16 protein-coding genes are annotated in these 19,160 nt (G+C 61.5%); 6 read left to right on the plus strand and 10 right to left on the minus strand.

The window, feature by feature from the left end; translation table 11 throughout:
* The first annotated feature begins 337 nt into the window (after positions 1-337).
* The 3 genes from INQ47_RS11695 to INQ47_RS11705 all read left to right on the plus strand — a co-directional run bounded on the left by INQ47_RS11695 (position 338) and on the right by INQ47_RS11705 (position 5,269).
* Positions 338-1,234, plus strand: a complete 897-nt coding sequence (locus INQ47_RS11695) for a formate/nitrite transporter family protein (RefSeq protein WP_404701726.1) — start codon at positions 338-340, stop codon at positions 1,232-1,234.
* 327 nt (positions 1,235-1,561) lie between these two features.
* On the plus strand, positions 1,562-2,635 hold the full coding sequence (locus INQ47_RS11700) for a diguanylate cyclase (protein WP_404701727.1): 1,074 nt from the start codon (positions 1,562-1,564) through the stop codon (positions 2,633-2,635).
* Positions 2,636-2,686: 51 nt separating this feature from the next.
* Positions 2,687-5,269, plus strand: a complete 2,583-nt coding sequence (locus tag INQ47_RS11705) for an EAL domain-containing protein (RefSeq protein ID WP_404701728.1) — start codon at positions 2,687-2,689, stop codon at positions 5,267-5,269.
* A gap of 16 nt (positions 5,270-5,285) precedes the next feature.
* On the opposite strand, the gene INQ47_RS11710 is transcribed toward INQ47_RS11705, so the two are convergent.
* From INQ47_RS11710 to INQ47_RS11745, 8 genes are all read right to left on the minus strand, one after another.
* The gene (locus INQ47_RS11710; protein WP_252459610.1) at positions 5,286-5,630 is read right to left on the minus strand and encodes a DUF2025 family protein; all 345 of its coding nucleotides are present in this window, start codon (positions 5,628-5,630) and stop codon (positions 5,286-5,288) included.
* A gap of 222 nt (positions 5,631-5,852) precedes the next feature.
* Positions 5,853-6,722: an HlyD family secretion protein gene (locus INQ47_RS11715; protein WP_021785853.1), complete on the minus strand. Its 870-nt coding sequence runs from the start codon at positions 6,720-6,722 to the stop codon at positions 5,853-5,855.
* Positions 6,723-6,734: 12 nt separating this feature from the next.
* A complete protein-coding gene (locus INQ47_RS11720) occupies positions 6,735-6,941 on the minus strand; it encodes a DUF1656 domain-containing protein (RefSeq protein WP_012051433.1) in 207 nt (68 codons plus the stop codon).
* On the minus strand, positions 6,928-8,916 hold the full coding sequence (locus INQ47_RS11725) for an FUSC family protein (protein ID WP_404701729.1): 1,989 nt from the start codon (positions 8,914-8,916) through the stop codon (positions 6,928-6,930). The genes INQ47_RS11720 and INQ47_RS11725 overlap by 14 nt, the downstream gene beginning before the upstream one ends.
* Positions 8,917-9,131: 215 nt before the next feature.
* A complete protein-coding gene (gene ccoM / locus INQ47_RS11730; RefSeq protein ID WP_003254862.1) occupies positions 9,132-9,248 on the minus strand; it encodes a cytochrome c oxidase subunit CcoM in 117 nt (38 codons plus the stop codon).
* A gap of 135 nt (positions 9,249-9,383) precedes the next feature.
* Entirely contained in the window at positions 9,384-9,545 is a 162-nt protein-coding gene (locus tag INQ47_RS11735) for a hypothetical protein (RefSeq protein WP_003254864.1), read from the minus strand.
* 67 nt (positions 9,546-9,612) lie between these two features.
* On the minus strand, positions 9,613-9,942 hold the full coding sequence (locus INQ47_RS11740; protein WP_252459608.1) for an aspartate-semialdehyde dehydrogenase: 330 nt from the start codon (positions 9,940-9,942) through the stop codon (positions 9,613-9,615).
* Between the two features lie 63 nt (positions 9,943-10,005).
* Entirely contained in the window at positions 10,006-10,701 is a 696-nt protein-coding gene (locus tag INQ47_RS11745) for a M949_RS01915 family surface polysaccharide biosynthesis protein (RefSeq protein WP_404701730.1), read from the minus strand.
* Positions 10,702-10,851: 150 nt separating this feature from the next.
* Here INQ47_RS11745 and rapA point away from each other — a divergent pair, with 150 nt between their 5' ends.
* A complete protein-coding gene (gene rapA, locus INQ47_RS11750; protein ID WP_404701731.1) occupies positions 10,852-13,698 on the plus strand; it encodes an RNA polymerase-associated protein RapA in 2,847 nt (948 codons plus the stop codon).
* Between the two features lie 267 nt (positions 13,699-13,965).
* Positions 13,966-16,230, plus strand: a complete 2,265-nt coding sequence (locus tag INQ47_RS11755; protein ID WP_404701732.1) for a putative bifunctional diguanylate cyclase/phosphodiesterase — start codon at positions 13,966-13,968, stop codon at positions 16,228-16,230.
* Here the strand turns inward: INQ47_RS11755 and INQ47_RS11760 are convergent.
* On the minus strand, positions 16,130-17,017 hold the full coding sequence (locus tag INQ47_RS11760) for an NAD(P)-dependent oxidoreductase (protein WP_404701733.1): 888 nt from the start codon (positions 17,015-17,017) through the stop codon (positions 16,130-16,132). The genes INQ47_RS11755 and INQ47_RS11760 overlap by 101 nt on opposite strands.
* Before the next feature lie 192 nt (positions 17,018-17,209).
* On the minus strand, positions 17,210-17,521 hold the full coding sequence (locus INQ47_RS11765) for a DUF2288 domain-containing protein (protein WP_252459603.1): 312 nt from the start codon (positions 17,519-17,521) through the stop codon (positions 17,210-17,212).
* A gap of 360 nt (positions 17,522-17,881) precedes the next feature.
* Here INQ47_RS11765 and INQ47_RS11770 point away from each other — a divergent pair, with 360 nt between their 5' ends.
* Positions 17,882-18,997, plus strand: coding sequence for a branched-chain amino acid ABC transporter substrate-binding protein (locus INQ47_RS11770; protein WP_021785844.1), 1,116 nt, complete (start codon positions 17,882-17,884; stop codon positions 18,995-18,997).
* The last annotated feature ends 163 nt before the right edge of the window (positions 18,998-19,160 follow it).

The following is a 19,160-nucleotide window of genomic DNA, read 5'->3' on the forward strand; positions in this document are numbered from 1 at the left end:
AAGCACCCACACGAATTGCTTGATTCGATTTGTTAAAGAGCGTTTGGTTAAGAGCTTTTCGTCTCAACCGAGGCGCGCATTCTACGCTTTCCTCAGAGCCTGTCAAGCGTTTATTTTGAAGTTTTTTACTACCGCTTTCTTTCGAAAGCTAACAACTTCAACAACTTACCGCTTGCCCCGAAGCGTTCATCGCTGCGAGGAGGCGAATAATACGCCCTTTGAAATCAGAGTCAACACCTTGTTCTGAAAAACTTTTCCATCAACGTTTTGCCCCTACCTGGCAACTAATGAAAGCGCAGTGGATCTGTAAAGAAACACACCACGGAGCGTAGCGGCCATGAGCAATGGGCAAAGCGAGAAAACTCCCGGACTCTCTGCAGATGAAGAGCAGGAGGTCAGCCACAGCCAACCGCCGCGGGCGGCACTGCTGCACGAGATCATTCGCTACCAGGGCGACCAGGAGCTGGAACGTACACTTGGCGCGTTGTGGTGGTCGGCACTTGCCGCCGGCCTGTCCATGGGGTTGTCGTTGATGGCCATGGGGCTATTCTACGCCCGCCTGCCGGAAGGCGATGGTGCCCACGTGCTCGCCAGCGTCGGCTATAGCGCGGGCTTTCTTGCCGTGATCCTGGCCCGCCAGCAACTGTTCACCGAAAATACGCTCACCGCCGTGCTGCCCGTCATGACCTCCCCTACGCTGGCCAACTTCGGGCGACTGCTACGTCTCTGGGGCGTGGTGCTGCTTGGCAACCTGGCAGGTACCCTGCTGGTAGCCTGGGTGATGCTGGAACTGCCGATCTTCGACAGCAAGACCGATGTGGCTTTCCTGGAGGTCGGCCGCAAGGTAATGAGGAACGACATCAGCCAGATGTTCGCCAAGGGCATCGTCTCAGGTTGGATGATTGCCACCATGGTATGGATGATCCCCTCCATGGAGCACGCCAAGATCTGGATCATTCTGATGATCACCTACCTGATGGCCCTTGGCGATTTCACTCATATAGTGGTGGGGTCAGTCGAAGTGTCCTACCTGGTGTGGGCGGGCGACGAAACCTGGAGCCGCTTCTGGCTGGAATTTGCACTGCCGACGCTGGCGGGCAACATCATAGGCGGCAGTTTCATCTTCGCCCTGATCAGCCATGCACAAGTGCGCAGTGACAGTGGCAAACCACCCTCGCGGCTTCTAAACGAGGACGAGACCCAGCCCCCGCGCAGTTCGGACGAGCACAAATGATCCTCAGCGCACCGCTACGGTTCGCCCCTGCCCCTGGCACAGCGGACTCACGGGCCGGGCCGCCCCGTTCTGCACGCCATCCGGTGATGCCCAGCCTGACCCGCCCCCCATCTGCGGCGTACTCGGTCGTTCCTGAGCCTGGCTGGCCAACATCACAAGGAACCATGAGGTGCCCGCACGCAACAGGAAAGCCTTGATGTAACCCCACAGTGATCGAATCAACCGTGAATTGGCTTACAAGGTCATTTCTCGCCGATGAAGCCCTGTTCAACAATATTCAAGGGAACTATGCGATGAACGGTACATCGGTAGAAGAAGACGAGCATTATGGACAACCGCAACGGCAAAGGGCTTTCATTCGTCAAGCGCATCTACCTGCCGCGTGTCATCGGCCTGGGAATCGGCCTGTTCACTGTCATGGCGGCCATTGCACCGCTGTCGCCACCCACCTGGACGTGGCTGCTGGTACTGTTCAACGGTTTGTTGTGGCCGCACGTGGCCTACCTGTGGGCTGCCCGCTCGACAGCGCCCTACCAGGCAGAGCAGCGCAACCTCCTGCTGGACTCGCTGATGGGCGGTTTCTGGGCCGCCGCCATGCACTTCAATCCGCTGCCCAGCGTGACCGTGCTGTCGATGATGACGATGAACAACGTCGCCGCCGGCGGCAAGCGCATGGTGTTCCGCGGGGTGCTTGCGCAACTGGCTGGCATACTCGTCGCCCTCCTGCTACTTGGCCCTGGCTTGCAATTGAGCGTCACGCCCCTGCAGGTCTATGCGTGCCTGCCAATGCTGACGCTGTACCCGCTGACCTTGGGCTGGGTGTGCTATCAGCTTGCAATCAAGCTGGGCGACCACAAGCGACGGCTGAGCGTCCTGAGCCTCACCGACAGCCTGACCGGGCTGTTCAACCACGGCGCCTGGAAGGACCTGCTGCTGCTGAAGTTCCAGGTTTGCAAGCAGCAACAGGGGCACGCGGTGATTGCCCTGATCGACATCGATCACTTCAAGACCATCAACGACACCTTTGGCCATGTGGTCGGCGACTGTGTACTTCGCCAGCTCAGCGCTGAGCTGCGGCGAAGCCTGCGCGAGGGCGACCAGGCCGGGCGTTACGGCGGCGACGAATTCTGTGTGATCCTGCCCGAAACCAGCGAAGCTCAGGCCTGCCAAGCCATGGAGCGTCTGCGAGAACGGGTTTCCAGCTACCGTAACCCGCAACTACCGCACCTGCGCATCAGCCTGAGTATCGGCCTGTCACCCTTCGAGGCCGACCTCGAGTCCCCCGAGCATTGGCTCCAACAGGCGGACAAAGCACTTTACATTGCCAAGCACGCTGGCCGCGATCAGGTCAATTTTGCCTGCGGTCAAGCTGCCGCGCTCAGGCTGGCCTATCCTGATTGAACCTCCTTCCTGACTGCCTGGCGGGAGGTTGCCTGAAGGAGGCGCTCGCGCATGGCCAGGATCGCCAAGCTTCCACCCGCTAGCCCCACACCGCGCTTTCAGGTGCGCCACCTCATTGCCGGTTTCAGCGCAGTGTTCGGCCTGGCTTGCCTGGTCATTCTCGGCGCTCTGTTCAATATCGCTACCACGCTCGACCAGCAGGAGCGCCAGCGTAGCGCCTTCCATGCGAACCAGGCGCTGGAACAACGGCTGCTCGCCTCGCGCCAGTTTCTGTCCAGCTATGCCGTATGGGATGCAGCCTTCGAGCACCTGGCGGGCCAAGCCGACTGGCAATGGGCCTACGAGGAAAAGAACGTAGGCGAGTCGCTGTACAGCGCCAGCGGCTACGAAGGGGTGTTCGTAGTGGAAAATGGCCGCACCACCTATGCCTTGTTCAAAGGCCAGCCCAGCCAGGCAGGTGCCAACACCTATATAGATACCCCCCTACAGCCGATCATAGAACAGGCCCGCGCAGCGGCAACTTCACGCGAGCAGGTCACCCGTTTCGTATTGTTCAATGGCTGGCCGGCGGCACTCAGTGCAGCAGCTGTGCGCCCGGACCGGGACGTAACCGACAGCGAGGTGAGCCAGGCGCCGGTAATGCTGTTCATTGATCAGCTCACAGAAAGCAAACTGGCGCAGTTGGGCAACGGCGCTGGCCTGACCGGCATGCACGTGGAAAAGGAAGATATGCAGGATCACAGCCACCTGCGTATAGAGCTGGGCGACACTGGCTACCATCTGACCTGGAACAGCCCGCTGCCGGGGCGTCAACTGTTGTGGGCAGTGTTGCCAACACTATTGGGCGCACTGCTGATACTTGGACTGGTGATGCTGTACCTGTTTCGCCATGCCTTGCGCAGTTCCCGAGCGATCGGCCTCACGCTCGTGCATCTGCAACAGAGTAACCAGGCCCTGGAGGCCAGCGAGCAGCGTTTCCGCGCGGTGGCCGAGTCGGCGTCCGACTGGATCTGGGAAACCGACCGGCAACAACGCCTGACTTACCTGTCGCAACGCTTCACCAACGTCACCGGCTACCCGGTAGACGGCTGGCTGGGCCACCCGCTCAACCAATTGCTGGCCTGCGATACCACGCCGCTGTCACCTTGGCTGGACGCCCTGGCTACCGCAGACCCGCAGCAATTGGCCAACCTGCGCTGCACTTACCGCGACCAGAATGGCCAGAACCGCTACTGCCGGGTATCCGCCCGCGCTATCTGGCGCAATGGCAAGGCCATCGGTTTTCGGGGTACCGCCAGCGACATCACCGACGAAGTCGACGCCCACGCGCGCATCCAGCACCTTTCGCTGCACGACCCTCTGACCGGGCTGGCCAACCGCAACAAGCTCGCCAGGCACCTGGAGCAGGCCTTGCTGCGCGGCAATGATTCGCCGCCGCTGACCTTGTTGCTGCTGGACCTGGATAACTTCAAGCCGATCAACGACTCGCTCGGTCATGCTGCAGGAGATGCCGTGCTGCAAGAAGTGGCAACGCGCCTGCGTGACACCACCCGCGATGGCGACCTGGTCGCGCGTCTGGGCGGCGACGAGTTCATCCTGGTACTCAACGGCATGGACAACAGCAGCGAGATCGACCGCTTCTGTGCGCGCCTGATCGGCCTGCTGCAGCAACCCATTGTCTTCGACAGCCAGCCTCTGCACATTGGTGCCAGCATTGGCATTGCCCAGACGCGTAACCAGGGCTTCGATGCGGGCGAGCTGATCCGCTGCGCCGACATCGCCCTTTACCAGGCCAAGGCCGATGGAAAGAACACATGGCGCTACTTCGTTGCCGAAATGAACCAGCAGATCCAGTACCGTCGCCAGTTGGAGAACGACCTGCGCCGGGCCCTGCGCAATGAGGAGTTCGAGTTGCATTACCAGCCGCGCTATCGCCTCGACGACCTGCGTATCGTCGCGGTCGAGGCCTTGGTGCGCTGGAGGCATCCACAGGAAGGGTTGCTGGGGCCGGACACCTTCATCCCGTTGGCCGAGCAAAGCGACATCATTGTTGCGCTGGGCCGCTGGGTACTGCGCGAAGCTTGCCGCACTGCCCATGACTGGCCGGCCGACGTGCTGGTTTCGGTCAACCTGTCGCCTGCGCAGTTCTTGCGCAGCGATGTGGTAGCCGACGTACGCGAAACTTTGCTCGACACGGCCTTCCCCGCCCAGCGGTTGGAACTGGAAATTACCGAGAACGTAATGCTCAACGACATCGAGGGCGCGCTAGGCACCATGCTGTCGCTCAAGGAGCTCGGTGTGCGCCTGAACATGGATGATTTCGGCACCGGCTATTCGTCGCTGGGCTACCTGCGTACCTACCCGTTCGACAGCATCAAGATCGACAAGCGCTTCATCAGCGGCCTGAACAACAACGGCGGCAGCGACCGCGCTGTGGTCCAGGCCATCATCAACCTGGGCGAGGCGATGGGGCTGACAGTGACAGCCGAAGGCGTGGAAAGCGAACACCAACTCAAGGCGCTGGAAAAGGACCGCTGCCAGGAAGTGCAAGGCTATTACCTGAGCAGGCCCCTGGACAGCGCAGGGTTGGCGGCGTTGTTGCACCAAACATCCCAAAGCACAGCACAGCCCTAGCAGAAGCAGCCTTGTGCTACTCCGACACAGATCGGGTGTGCTGCTGCAGGCTGCGCTGCGCCACGATCTCGGACAGATCACACCGGCGTAGGTAGGCGCGCAGCGGTTCACCAATGTTCAAGCGTTCATCCACATGCTGATCCAGCAACAGCGAAAGCCGTTCGCGGCACAGCGCCATGCGCTGTCCTCCTTCAGGGCGCCAGACAAACTCGCTACAGGGGGTGATACTGGCGTCGGCCACGTCCATGCCGAACGCGTCCTCGGAGAAACGCACGATATGAACACCGCGCTTGCCGTGAAAACCGACAAAGCCCTTTAGCTGATCGGCAGCGTTGCAGATATCCTGGGAAGTGATGGCCATCACGTAACCTCGCAATGAAATCGGAAGATACGCACGCCTGGCGGGAGAAGGGTTGCCTCTGTCGGGCAACTCACAGCGGCAGCCTAGCGCAACTGACGGGGCGTTCGCCAAGTTTTTCGTGTTTGCCCAACGTCGTCGGCAAACTCAAGCGGTACTGCCTTCAGCACACGACCAGGCTGTACCGCTTCGATAGTTTCATTTCTGTATATTGAGGCAGCACCATCACTGTGGGTCGCGGTCCTCATGCACCTGCACACTCGCCGTCATCCCCGCACTCAAGGTCAGCCCTTCCGGCACCTGGTCCAGGCGAATCCTCACCGGTATGCGCTGGGCCAGTCGCACCCAGTTGAAAGTCGGCTCTACCTCCGGCAGCAACTGGCTGTCCGGATTGCTGTTGCGGTCGGTGATGCCGCGGCTGATGCTTTCCACGTGCCCCTGCATCGGTTCACCCGCGCCCATCAGCCACACTTTCACAGTGTCCCCAACGCGAATGCGCGGCAGCTTGGTTTCCTCGAAATAGGCCTGGATGTAGAACGTCGAATCATCCACCAGCGCCATCACCGATTCCCCGGTGTTCACATAGTTGCCTTCGGCCAGACGCAGATTGGTGATATGCCCGCTGCGCGGGGCCCGCACTTCACTGCGCGCCAGGTTGATCTTGGCCACCTGCAACTGCGCCTCGGCTTCATGCAACTCGCCACGGGCGATGGCAGCATTGATCTGGGCGTTTTCACGCAACTCGGCACTGATCGCCTCTGGCCCCAGGGCAGTACGCCGGGCTGCTTCACGCTCGCGCAAGCGCAGTTGCTGGGCGCGGGTCTCGGTCACCGCGCTGGCCTGATCGAACGCGGCCTGGAAGCGCTCGCGGTCAATACTCATCAACAGGTCGCCAGCCTTGACCTGCTGGTTGTCATGGACCTTGAGTTCGCGCACCCAGCCAGACACATCAGGCGCTATCACTACCACATCAGCGCGTACACGGGCATCGCGCGTCCATGGGGTGAGCATGTAGTACTGCCACAGCTGGTAGCCGGCCAACACGGCCAGGGCCACCACACACAGGGTCACCAGAGTACGTACGGCCGCACGCATCGAAACACTCCTTTATAAAGTTCCCAGCAGACGTACCACCAGGAACAACACACAAACGAACAGCGCCGCGTCGAACAGCGCCTCATGCCAGATCCAGCGCCCCAACGGCGTGGCATGCACCACCAGGCGCAGCAGGCCGGTGAGCAGCAGCGCCAACAAGACATAAAGCAGAAACGGGCTGAGCAGCACACCGCCCACTTCCCACTCACGCAACCCCATGGGTGTCCTCCTGCCAGCGGCACCATTTGCCCCAGCTCTTCTGCAATTGCAGCACCGCCCCCTCGGCCAGCCGGAGCGGGTCGCTGGCTGGCAGCCGACGCAACGCTGCAATGAACTGCTCACTGGCAGCATCCAGCCGCTGCCCACGCCCGGCAGCCGGCCCTTTGGCCAACACTGCCTCCACTTGTTGAAGGTACTCGCGCTCGGCCGGCCCCAAAGGGGCCTGGGCGACCGCCAGGCACATGCGCAGGTGCACCAGTTCGTCGCCGATATCCAGCCCGTGCAGGCCGTCATCCCAGCGTTTGCGTTCGCCTTCCGGTAATTCACTGGCATGCCGCGCCAGTTGCATCAGCCGGTCAGCCATGCGCCCGCCAAACCAGCTGTCAGCCCCGCGCAGGTCGCGCCGAGTCAAGCGCACAAGGTCGCTCTGGGTTGCTGCACGCAAGCGCCGGCCCAGCCAGGCCGGGTGGCGGAACACCAGTAAGCGGAAGGCCATGACCGCTGCCGACACACCCACCAGCATGGCCAGTGCACTGTTCAGCATGGTCGCCACGCCGAACTGCATGGCGTTGAGCGGCGACACCAGCACAATGAAGTGCAGGCAATAGGAAGTGGCCGTAGCCCCGGTACGCGGATGGGCCATGCCCAGTGCACCTAGAAACAGCGGCACGCCCATGCCCAGGCAGAGCATGGCGAAACTGCTCCATTGCGGCAGCATGATCTGCCCGACCACAAACGCCGCCGGTACCGCCAGGAATATCCCGCGCAGGAAACTCAGGCCGATCTGTGCGCCGTTCTCGCGACTGGCGAACAAGCTGCAGACCACGCAGGTCAATATCAAACCACCCGGGGCCGAAGGCCAGGCCGTGGCCAGCCAGAAACCACTCATCACCAAAAAGGCCAGCGCGCTGCGCGAGCCGAACAGCAAGGCCAGCGACCAGTCTCGGTGCGCGGCCAGCCCCTGGGACACGTCCTTGGGCGCCCTGCCCACTTCCACATCCTCAAGTGCCTGGGTGGCGGCCATGGCATAGTCCAGCAGCAGGGCCATGCGCGCCAGGCAGAAGTGTTCCGCCGAACTGATCTGCTCATCGTGTGCGGCATCCCAGATACGCTGACGCAACAACAACAGGTTGGGCTGGTCGGGTTGATCAAGCAGCGCGCGCACTTCCTGCAACCAGGGCGTCAGGTGCTCGACCTCACGCTCATCCAGTTGCCGCCACTGGCGGCGCACCGAACGGGAAATCCGCAGCAGCACCATCAGTTTCTGGCTAAGGCCACGAATGGCACGGGCACGTTGGCGCCCGCGATTGCCCTCGAACCAGGCATGTTCACGTTGGCTGTCGATGGCGACGATGCGTCCCAGGCTTTCCAGCAGGCCTTTGCGCGCCTCGTCCTCTCCACCCAGCATGGCTCTGGCGGCCTGCAGGCCGTTCTGCCAGGCCTGCCGCGCCTGCCCGCCCAGTTGCTGCTCGACCCGCATGGGCCAGAGCAAGGCACTGCTTGCTGTTGCGCAGAAAATACCCAGGCAGATTTCGGTACAGCGAGCCACGGCCTGGTCGAATACCTGCAGGGGGTGGTCGATGGCCGGCAGGGCGATGATCGCTGCGGTGTAGCCGGCCAGCACGAAGGCATAGGCCCAGGCGCTGCGCAACTGGGTGGATGCGGCGGTACACAGGGCCAGCCACAGCGCCAAGGCAAGCAGGAACAGGCCGGGGGTCTGGGCGAAAAGGCCGATGAACAGCACCGACATGACTGTGCCGACCAACGTGCCGGCCAACCGCGCCAGGCCTTTCTGTACCACCATGCCCGATAGCGGCTGGGCGACGATGAAAGCAGTCATCAATGCCCAGGAGGGTTGCTCCAGCCCCCAGCGCATCGCCAGCCACAACGCCAGGCCGCCACCGAGCAGGGTCTTGATGGCAAACTTTAGGGCGAGGCTGCTGGGAGCGAACAGGGCCTGAAAGGTGATGGGCACGAGGCGGACCTTGCGGGGAATGGTCTTACTGAAAAGATAGACAATGGTGAGCAGGATAAAGCGGAAACGATTAATTAGCTAGCTAATCATGTTTGTTCGATTGCAGATTCTCCGGCGCTACAAAAGGGCCGGCTCGGGCAATATAAAAAATGCAGGCAAAAAAATGGGCGACCGAAGTCGCCCTAAATGCCTTGCGTGCTCGTGTACCCGGAAGGTCAGCGCGGCTTGCGCTTGTTCGAGTCCTTCCAGATGAAAATGCCCAGACCGGCAAAGAAGGCAACCATCAACCCGACCGTTACCACACCGGCGATAACCACGTTGTCGAAGAACATGCTGGCCTCCCCATTCGTTTGCCGTTGTCCGATGGGTGCAAGTTAACCAATGTGGAGGCGCGAAAAATTGATCAGCGTCAATGGCGCCCGGGGCCGGGCACGCGAAGGGGGCGCAGGGTTGACCTGCGTCAAGTTTCAACGCTTCTTCGGCTTGCCCTTGGGCTTCTTTTTCTTGCTGGTACTCAATGGCAAGGCCTGCTCGAAAGCATTGCGCATTTCGTTCAGCCGCTTTTCCTTGAGGTCGTGGACGCGCTTGGCACGTTCGGCATCGAAATCGATGAGGTTGTCTTGGCTCATGGGTGGGCTCGACGATCAACAGAGAATTGCATGATGAAGCCAGGCGCAGGCGCTGACCAGCCCCTTATCAGACTTCAATGTCCACCAGCAGCCCTTGGCGTACATGCTCGCCCATCAATGGCGCTACCGGCACGGTGTTGTCGGCATTGACCTCGTCACCCGGGACGGCATCGTAGCGCTCCTGCTCGCCCTTATGCCGGCGTTGCTGTTGGCGGCGCTGTTCATCGCGCAGCAACAATACCTGCTCTTGCGGGTCGCGCTGGCGCTTGAGGTCAATGGCACTTTCGCCGGATGCAGGCTGCGCCGGCACCACCGGCTTGATGTCAGGGGTTGGTTTGACCGGGTCCTGTTGCGAGGTGACCGGGGCGGCACTGAGCGGAATGATCGGCGGCAGCATGGACGTTCTCCTATGCCCCCTGTATCGGCGGGCGCAGCTTTACCTTGATGTCATGGACAACATTTACTCGGCTTCGTCACCAGGGTCGTCGTCGCCTGGCGGGCTGGCCTCACTCCATGGCCGCTTGTACACCTGCTGCCAAACTGCATCCATATGATCGCGCAATACCTGCGGCGCGGCTTTCAGCGAAGCGCTGTCCTCGCGCTCACCACCGACCGGTTCCTCTCCCGCCGGAGTGATCAGCGACTGGCCGGTAATGGTGTAACTGGCCTGCCCTTCACGCATCTCGATGGCGATGTCGTGCGGGTCGATACCGCCGCCGCAGAATGCATGGCTGGCCACCGTTACCTCGGCCACGCCATTCTGGTTCAGGTCGCTGACATCACTGACGTCATTATAGAAGTCCACGTCCAGGTCCAGCCCCGGGCAGGTGGTTTCCTGCTCGATCTGCCAACGCGCCTTGAAGGTGTCGTTCTCGGCCGTGCGCCCGTACAAGGTGGCCTTGAGCACAACCCTGTCCACTTCCTGTTCGCTCTCCAGGTCGCTGGCTTGGCCATCGCTGCGGCTCAGAACCAGCAGCCCTTCGCCGTCAACGTCACGAAAGTGCACACTCTTTATCGGCGTCTGCACGCCCAGCACCTCAAGCTGCTCCATCGGGATGGGGGGCAATGTCTCAAAGTTTTTCTGTTCACAGGCGCTCAGCAGCACCAGGCTGCCCACGACCATCGAAGCGCTGATCCAGCGGTGCTTGGCAGACATGTTGATCCGGAGCCCTCGTCGGCGGCGCTGTGCAGAGCGATGAAACGACTAGACTGTGCCTTTCGATACCTTTCGGTGCTATCGGCACTTTGGTCTGACCGGCCGATCCGTTAACATAATCGGCTTTTTCACCGCGGGAGTTCAGGCAGTATGGCGCAGCAGTATCAACCGGGGCAACGCTGGATCAGCGACAGCGAAGCAGAGCTCGGCCTGGGTACCATCCTGGCGCAGGATGGCCGCCTGTTGACCGTGCTCTACCCGGCCACTGGCGACACCCGCCAGTATTCCCTGCGCAACGCGCCGCTGACCCGCGTGCGCTTCTCGCCAGGTGACCAGATCACCCACTTCGAGGGCTGGAAGCTGACCGTGCGCGAGGTCGAGGACATCGACGGGCTGATGGTCTACCACGGCCTGGACGGGCAGAACCAGCCTCGCACCTTGCCCGAAACCCAGTTGTCGAATTTCATTCAGTTCCGCTTGGCCAGCGACCGTCTGTTCGCCGGGCAGATAGACCCACTGTCGTGGTTCAGCCTGCGCTACAACACCCTGCAGCACACCAGCAAGCAGATGCAATCGGCACTGTGGGGCTTGGGCGGCTGCCGCGCACAGCCCATCGCCCACCAACTGCACATCGCCCGCGAAGTCGCCGACCGCAGCGCCCCGCGCGTTCTGCTGGCCGACGAAGTGGGCCTGGGCAAAACCATCGAAGCCGGCCTGGTCATTCACCGCCAGTTGCTGTCGGGTCGCGCCAGCCGCGTACTGATCCTGGTGCCGGAAAACCTCCAGCACCAGTGGCTGGTGGAAATGCGCCGGCGCTTCAATCTGCAAGTGGCGCTGTTCGACGCCGAGCGCTTCATCGAAAGCGACGCCAGCAACCCGTTCGAGGACGCCCAGCTGGCGTTGGTTGCCCTGGAGTGGCTGGTCGACGACGAAAAGGCCCAGGACGCGCTGTTTGCCGCTGGCTGGGACCTGCTGGTAGTCGACGAAGCCCACCACCTGGTCTGGCACGAAGACCAGGTCAGCGCCGAATACGGCCTGGTCGAGCAACTGGCCCAAGTGATCCCGGGCGTACTGCTGCTCACCGCCACCCCCGAGCAGCTTGGCCAGGACAGCCACTTCGCCCGCCTGCGCCTGCTCGATCCCAACCGCTTTCACGACCTGGCCGCTTTCCGCGCCGAGAGCGAGCACTACCGCCCGGTAGCCGAGGCGGTGCAGGAACTGCTCGACGAGGGCCGCCTGTCGCCCAAGGCCCACGCCACCATCCAGGGCTTCCTGGGTGCCGAAGGCGAAGCCCTGCTGGCTGCGGTCAGCGACGGCGACACCCAGGCCAGCGCGCGGCTGATTCGCGAGTTGCTGGATCGCCACGGCACCGGCCGCGTACTGTTCCGTAACACCCGTGCGGCGATTCAGGGCTTCCCCGAGCGCCAGCTGCATGCCTATCCGCTGGCCACGCCCGAGCAGTACCGCGACCTGCCAGCCGGCGAGCACGCCGAGCTGTACCCGGAAGTTGCCTTCCAGGCCCAGGGTGAAGTGGCGGATGACGAGCGCTGGTGGCGTTTCGACCCGCGTGTCGACTGGCTGATCGACACCCTGAAGATGCTCAAGCGCACCAAAGTGCTGGTGATCTGCGCCCACGCCGAAACCGCCATGGACCTGGAAGACGCCCTGCGCGTGCGCTCCGGCATCCCGGCCTCGGTGTTCCATGAAGGCATGAGCATCCTTGAGCGCGACCGCGCCGCTGCCTACTTTGCCGATGAAGAGTTCGGCGCCCAGGTACTGATCTGCTCGGAAATCGGCAGCGAAGGCCGCAACTTCCAGTTCGCCCATCACTTGGTGATGTTCGACCTGCCAGCGCACCCAGATCTGCTCGAACAGCGCATCGGCCGCCTTGACCGGATCGGCCAAAAGCACACTATCCAGTTGCACATCCCGTACCTGCAGGAGAGCCCGCAAGAGCGCCTGTTCCAGTGGTACCACGAAGGGCTCAACGCCTTCCTCAACACCTGTCCCACCGGCAATGCCCTGCAGCACCAGTTTGGCCCACGCCTGCTGCCGCTGCTCGAAGGCGGCGAAAACAAGGCCTGGGATACCCTGGTGGCCGACGCCCGCGGCGAGCGCGAGCGCCTGGAAGCCGAACTGCACACTGGCCGTGACCGCCTGCTGGAGCTCAATTCCGGCGGCGCCGGCGAAGGTCAGGCGCTGGTCGAAGCCATTCTCGAACAGGACGACCAGTTCGCCCTGCCGATCTACATGGAAACCCTGTTCGACGCCTTCGGCATCGACAGCGAAGACCATTCCGAGAACGCATTGATCCTCAAGCCGAGCGAGAAGATGCTCGATGCCAGCTTCCCGCTGGGCGACGATGAAGGCGTGACCATCACCTACGACCGTGGCCAGGCGCTGTCGCGCGAGGACATGCAGTTCCTCACCTGGGAGCACCCGATGGTGCAGGGCGGCATGGATCTGGTGCTGTCAGGCTCGATGGGCAACACCGCCGTGGCGTTGATCAAGAATAAAGCGCTCAAACCAGGCACTGTACTGCTTGAACTGCTGTTCGTCAGCGAGGTGGTGGCACCCCGCAGCCTGCAACTGGGCCGCTACCTGCCGCCGGCGGCACTGCGCTGCCTGCTCGATGCCAATGGCAACGACCTGGCGTCACGCGTGGCCTTCGAAACCCTCAATGACCAGCTCGAGAGCGTACCGCGCGCCAGCGCCAACAAGTTCGTCCAGGCCCAGCGCGATGTGCTGGCCAAGCGTATCAGTGGCGGCGAAGAGAAGATTCTGCCCACCCACATTGAGCGCGTAGCCGAAGCCCAGCGCCGCCTGGCAGCCGAAGCTGACGAAGAGTTGGCGCGCCTGGTAGCGTTGCAAGCGGTCAACCCGAGCGTACGTGACAGCGAAATCGACGCCCTGCGCAAGCAGCGCGAAGATGGCCTGGCGATGCTGGAAAAAGCCGCCCTGCGCCTTGAAGCCATTCGCGTGCTGGTGGCTGGCTAAGACACATCAGGCCCGCTGCCCTTGAGGGGGCGGGCAGGCCCGCGAACACCGACGAAGCCGGTGACATCCACCGTGCTGGATGCTCGCGGGTACGCCCGCGCCCATAAGGCAAGCAATATTCCTGACTGCGATTACCGTAATAACCAAATCGTAGAAGTCATTGTGCCATTAGTCAGGAAGGCTTAAATACTCCTTCCTATACTGCCTCTGGACAGTCTGCACGGGGTTGTAGCGCAGACGAGTGAAGACTCGACCAAGAGGCATTCCATGGAATGGCTGGGGCTGCAACTGTTCGCCGATCTTCCCGCAACCGGGCGCATCGTCATCGACTGCCGTCATGAACCGCTCCTGGTTCTGCTCGCCTATTTCGTTGCTTGTACGGCCTGTTTCGCCACCCTCGACATGGCCGAGCGCCAGTCCCACAGCGACGACCCCACCGCCCACCGGCAATGGAACCTGCTTGGAGCCTGCTGCCTGGCAGGCGGCATATGGGCCATGCACTTCATCAGCATGCTGGCCTTTCGGGCCCCGGTTGAAGTGCACTACGACGCATCCCTGACTATTGTTTCGCTGCTCATCGCACTGGGCGTGGCCTGGCTGGCCATGTACAGCCTGAAACGCAGCAAGATGCGCGCGCACCACTTTGTGCCAAGCGCAGCGCTGATCGGCCTGGGCATCATCCTCATGCATTTTGTCGGCATGGCCGCAATGGAAACGGGGGCCCGCCAGTACTATCAAACCGGCTTGCTACTTGCCTCTGCCGCCATCGCCCTGCTCACCGCCCTGACCGCGCTGTACCTGGCCCGCTACTTGCGCAATGGCAGCGGCACCCTGTACCAAGCCATGAAGTACGGCGCCAGCCTGCTGATGGCGGGCGGAATCGTCGCCACTCATTTCACCGCGATGTCGGCCATGACCCTGGTCATCCCTGCCGATACCGCACTGCGCCTACCGTCTGGCGACAACAGCCTGCAACTGGCACTGGGCATCGGCTTCATCACCCTGCTGATCAGTGGCGCCAGCATCAGCGTCGCACTGGCCGACAAGAAGTTGCAAAGCAAGGAGCACGACCTGCGCCGGGTCAACGTACTGCTCAACCAACTGGACCAGGCCCGCGCTTCGCTGCAGCAGGCGGCGCACTACGATACCCTGACCAACTTGCTCAACCGCCGTGGGTTCAACCAGGTATTTGCCGAGCGTCTTGTCGAACATCAGGCCAGCGCAAACCGCCTGGCCGTGATGTTCCTCGATATCGACCATTTCAAGCGCATCAACGACAGCCTCGGCCACGACGCCGGTGACGAGCTGCTCAAGGTGATCGCCAACCACATCAAGGCTGCTACCCGCAGCCACGACCTGGTTGCGCGCTTTGGTGGCGACGAGTTCTGTGTGGTCACCAGCCTGAACAGCCGGGACGAAGCCCGCCACCTGGCCCAGCGCATCATGCAACGGATGAAAGAACCCATCGACCTCGGCGGGCGGCGCATGGTCATGACCACCAGCATTGGTATAAGTATCTACCCGGACGATGGCGGCACAGCCGAAGAGCTGCTCAAGCATGCTGACCTGGCCCTCTACCAATCCAAGGACAACGGGCGCAACAGCCTGAACTTCTTCAATGACAGCCTGAAGGCCCGCGCGTCGATCGCCTTGCAACTGGAAGAAGAGCTGCGCCTGGCCCTGCTCGAAGAGCGCGGGCTGTGTGTGCACTACCAGCCGATCTTCGACCTGCGCAGTGGGCAAGTGGCCAAACTGGAGGCGCTGGTACGCTGGCAGCATCCTCAACACGGCATGCTCGGCCCCGACCGTTTTATCGGCATTGCCGAAGCCAACGGCCTGATCATCGACCTGGACCTGTGGGTGCTGCGCCACGCCTGTGCCGACTTGGCCCGCTTGCAGCGCCACGGCCATGGCGAGATCAAGGTCACGGTCAATTGCTCGTCAGTCACCCTCAGCCACGACGAACTGCCCAACGAAGTTGAAAAGGTGCTGTTCCGCGCCGGCCTTGCGCCGCGCCACCTGGAACTGGAAGTGACCGAGAACGCCCTGGTGGGCGACATCCAGCGCACGGTCAGCCTGCTCAAACGCGTCCGGGCCTTGGGGGTGGCACTTTCGATCGATGATTTTGGTACCGGCTACTCGTCACTGGCCTACCTCAAGCGCCTGCCGCTGGATGTGCTGAAGATCGACCGCACCTTCCTGCAGGATGTACCGGGCAGCCAGAAAGACCGCGAAATTGTCCAGGCAATCATCGCCATGGCGCATACCCTGCACCTGCAAGTAGTCAGCGAGGGCGTGGAAACTGCCGAACAGCAGGTTTTCCTCGAAAGCCATGGTTGCGACTACCTGCAGGGCTACCTGTTGGGGCGCCCCGTACCGCTGGCCGAGTTGCGGCCACTGCTGGAGCGGTTGCAGTACCAAAGCGGCCGGATCACACCTTGTTGCGATACAGCTCTACCAGGGTCGCCGGATCTTTTTGCAGGTAACCCTGGCTACCGTGCAGCCGCATCAGTTGCGCGGCAAGGCCACTGAGTGGCGTTGCCGAGCCTTGCTCGCGGGAAAACTTGACCGCGCCATCAAGGTCCTTGAGCAGCGTGCGTACGTGCCACTTGATAGGCTCAAAGCGGCTCTCGGCCATTTGCGGCGCAAGAATCTGCAATGGCTTGGAATCGGCAAAACCACCGGCCAGCGCTTCAGCGATCAGCGTCGCATCCACGCCCGACTGTTCGGCCAGTGCCACCACTTCTGCAATTACCAGGGCATTGCACGCTACGATCATCTGGTTGCATGCCTTGGTCACCTGGCCAGCGCCTACCGTCCCCATATGCGTCACGCGCTGACCAAGCACCTGCAGTACCGGGCGTGCACGCTGCAAGTCGGCCGCTTCACCGCCAACCATGATCGCCAGCGTGCCAGCTTCGGCACCAGGTGTACCGCCAGACACTGGAGCATCCAGCCAGGCCATGCCGCTCAGTGCTGCCAGTTCGGCAGCCATTTCACGGGTGGCGGTAGGCTCCAGGCTAGAGAAATCGATCAGCAACTGGCCGCTACGCCCGCCTTGGGCAATGCCTTGCTCGCCGAACACTACCTCACGCACCACCGCCGTGTCGGCCAGGCAAAGTAGAACCATGTCGCTGTCACGGCACAATTCGGCCGGGCTGCTGGCCAGGCGCGCACCAGCAGCGACCAGGGCGGCGCACTTGTCCGGGCTGCGATTCCATACCGTCAGCGGATAACCCGCTGCCAGCAGGCGGAGGCACATGGGCAGGCCCATCAGACCGATGCCGGCGAATCCAAGCGAAGGTAGTGCAGTGCTCATCGATAAACTCCTGACTGATTCGAACATTTCCCAGGCTGGCTAGGATCCCGTTGGCGCCTGACAGAACGGCGGCCACATTACGCATCCCGTAAACTGTTACCGCCACGCCGAATTGTTACTTCCCTCTACCCGCCTTGATTGCTTTCAAGCACCAAAACGGAGCTGGTGCGTATTTTTGCGCACCAAAAAAGATCACGCCTCTTCTTGGCACTTCACCTGAATCACGATGAACGGCGAAACCACCACCGCCCAGATCTCTGGGTCGCGGCTTTGCAGGTCCAATGCCTGCTCGGCCGACAGCGGCCCAACGGTGCCATCACTACGCCACTTGGCGAAGATCTCGCTGCGATTCTCGGCCATCGCCTCGGCAACGACAATCAGGTCAAGGCTGGGGTCGACCCAAATCAGGTCACCCTTGGCCCAAAAACGCTCCAGCGCTTTCCACTCGATGATTGCCGTCTCGCCAAGCAATTTGGCATAGAGGGTGCTTGTTTGATCAGTCATGGGTGGTATCCGCAAAAATCTGCCAATAAAAAAGGGCCGGCATTTTTGCAGAAAAACCCGTTTTCAAATATGTAATTTGGTCGATTGACCCCGAAGTTGTGGGACGGGGCCGCAGATGCAGGCAGTTTGATGGCGCCTTTCTGTATCTTTCTGTCGATCAAGCGACAACGCAGGAAAGACGCACTTTTCGACCGCTTTTCAAGCGCTCGAACAGCGCTCTACACTGTACCGGTACAGTTCCGGGACATGTTCCGGGGGAAGGTGGGCTAGCGCGTTGGCATGGCCACGCCGCAAATCCCGCCCGGTCTGTAGCCCTGGCCGCCAGGACTATAAGAATTACAACAGAATGAGTGGAGCACTATGATCAAGATTTCCAAGCTGTTCGCCGCAATGGTTCTGGCCGGGGTAGCCAGCCATTCGTTTGCCGCCGATACCATCAAGATCGGGATCGCAGGTCCTAAGACCGGCCCTGTCACCCAGTACGGCGACATGCAGTTCATCGGCGCCAAGCAAGCCATCAAGGATATCAACGCCGCGGGCGGCGTGGATGGCAAGATGCTCGAAGCCAAGGAATACGACGACGCCTGCGACCCTAAACAGGCCGTGGCAGTCGCCAACAAAGTGGTCAACGACGGCGTCAAGTTCGTGGTCGGCCACCTGTGCTCCAGCTCCACCCAGCCAGCGTCCGACATCTACGAGGACGAAGGCGTGATCATGATCACCCCCGCCGCCACCAGCCCGGAAATCACCGCCCGTGGTTACCAGCTGATCTTCCGCACCATCGGTCTGGATAGCGCCCAGGGCCCGGCCGCCGGCAACTACATCGCCGACCACGTCAAACCGAAGGTCGTTGCCGTTCTGCACGACAAGCAGCAGTACGGTGAGGGCATCGCCACCGCAGTCAAGCAAACCCTTGAGAAGAAAGGCACCAAAGTTGCCGTCTTCGAAGGCCTGAATGCCGGTGACAAGGACTTCTCCTCGATCATCCAGAAGCTCAAGCAGAACAATGTCGACTTCGTCTACTACGGCGGCTACCACCCAGAGCTGGGTCTGATCCTGCGTCAGGCTCAAGAGAAAGGCCTGAAAGCCAAGTTCATGGGTCCGGAAGGTGTGGGTAACGACTCCATTTCGCAGATCGCCCAGGGCGCTTCCGAAGGCCTGCTGGTCACCCTGCCGAAGTCGTTCGACGCTGACCCGGAGAACAAGAAGATCGTCGACGCCATCAAGGCTGACGGCAAGGACCCAAGTGGCCCGTTCGTATTCCCCGCCTACTCGGCTGTCGAGCTGATCGCTCAAGGCATCAAGAAAGCCGGTTCCGAAGATACCGACAAGGTGGCCAAAGCCATCCACGAAGGCACCTTCAAGACCCCTACCGGTGACCTGTCGTTCGACGATAAAGGCGACCTGAAAGACTTCAAGTTCGTGGTCTACGAATGGCACTTCGGCAAGCCGAAGACCGAAGTTTCCCCTCAGTAACTGCGTGACTAATAGCTGACCTACGAGCCCACTGTGCGAGCAGTGGGCTTCGTTTTATGAGGTTCATGGGCCCCTCCCCGCGATCCGGGGGCGGGCTCACCTGAAAATCTTAAAACCGTCACCCGCGGTTTCCTGGCCGTACCCCTGCCAGCGAAATGCAAAT

The sequence above is a fragment of the Pseudomonas sp. 3HC3 genome, from assembly GCF_044904505.1.
Taxonomy (GTDB): domain Bacteria; phylum Pseudomonadota; class Gammaproteobacteria; order Pseudomonadales; family Pseudomonadaceae; genus Aquipseudomonas; species Aquipseudomonas putida_Y.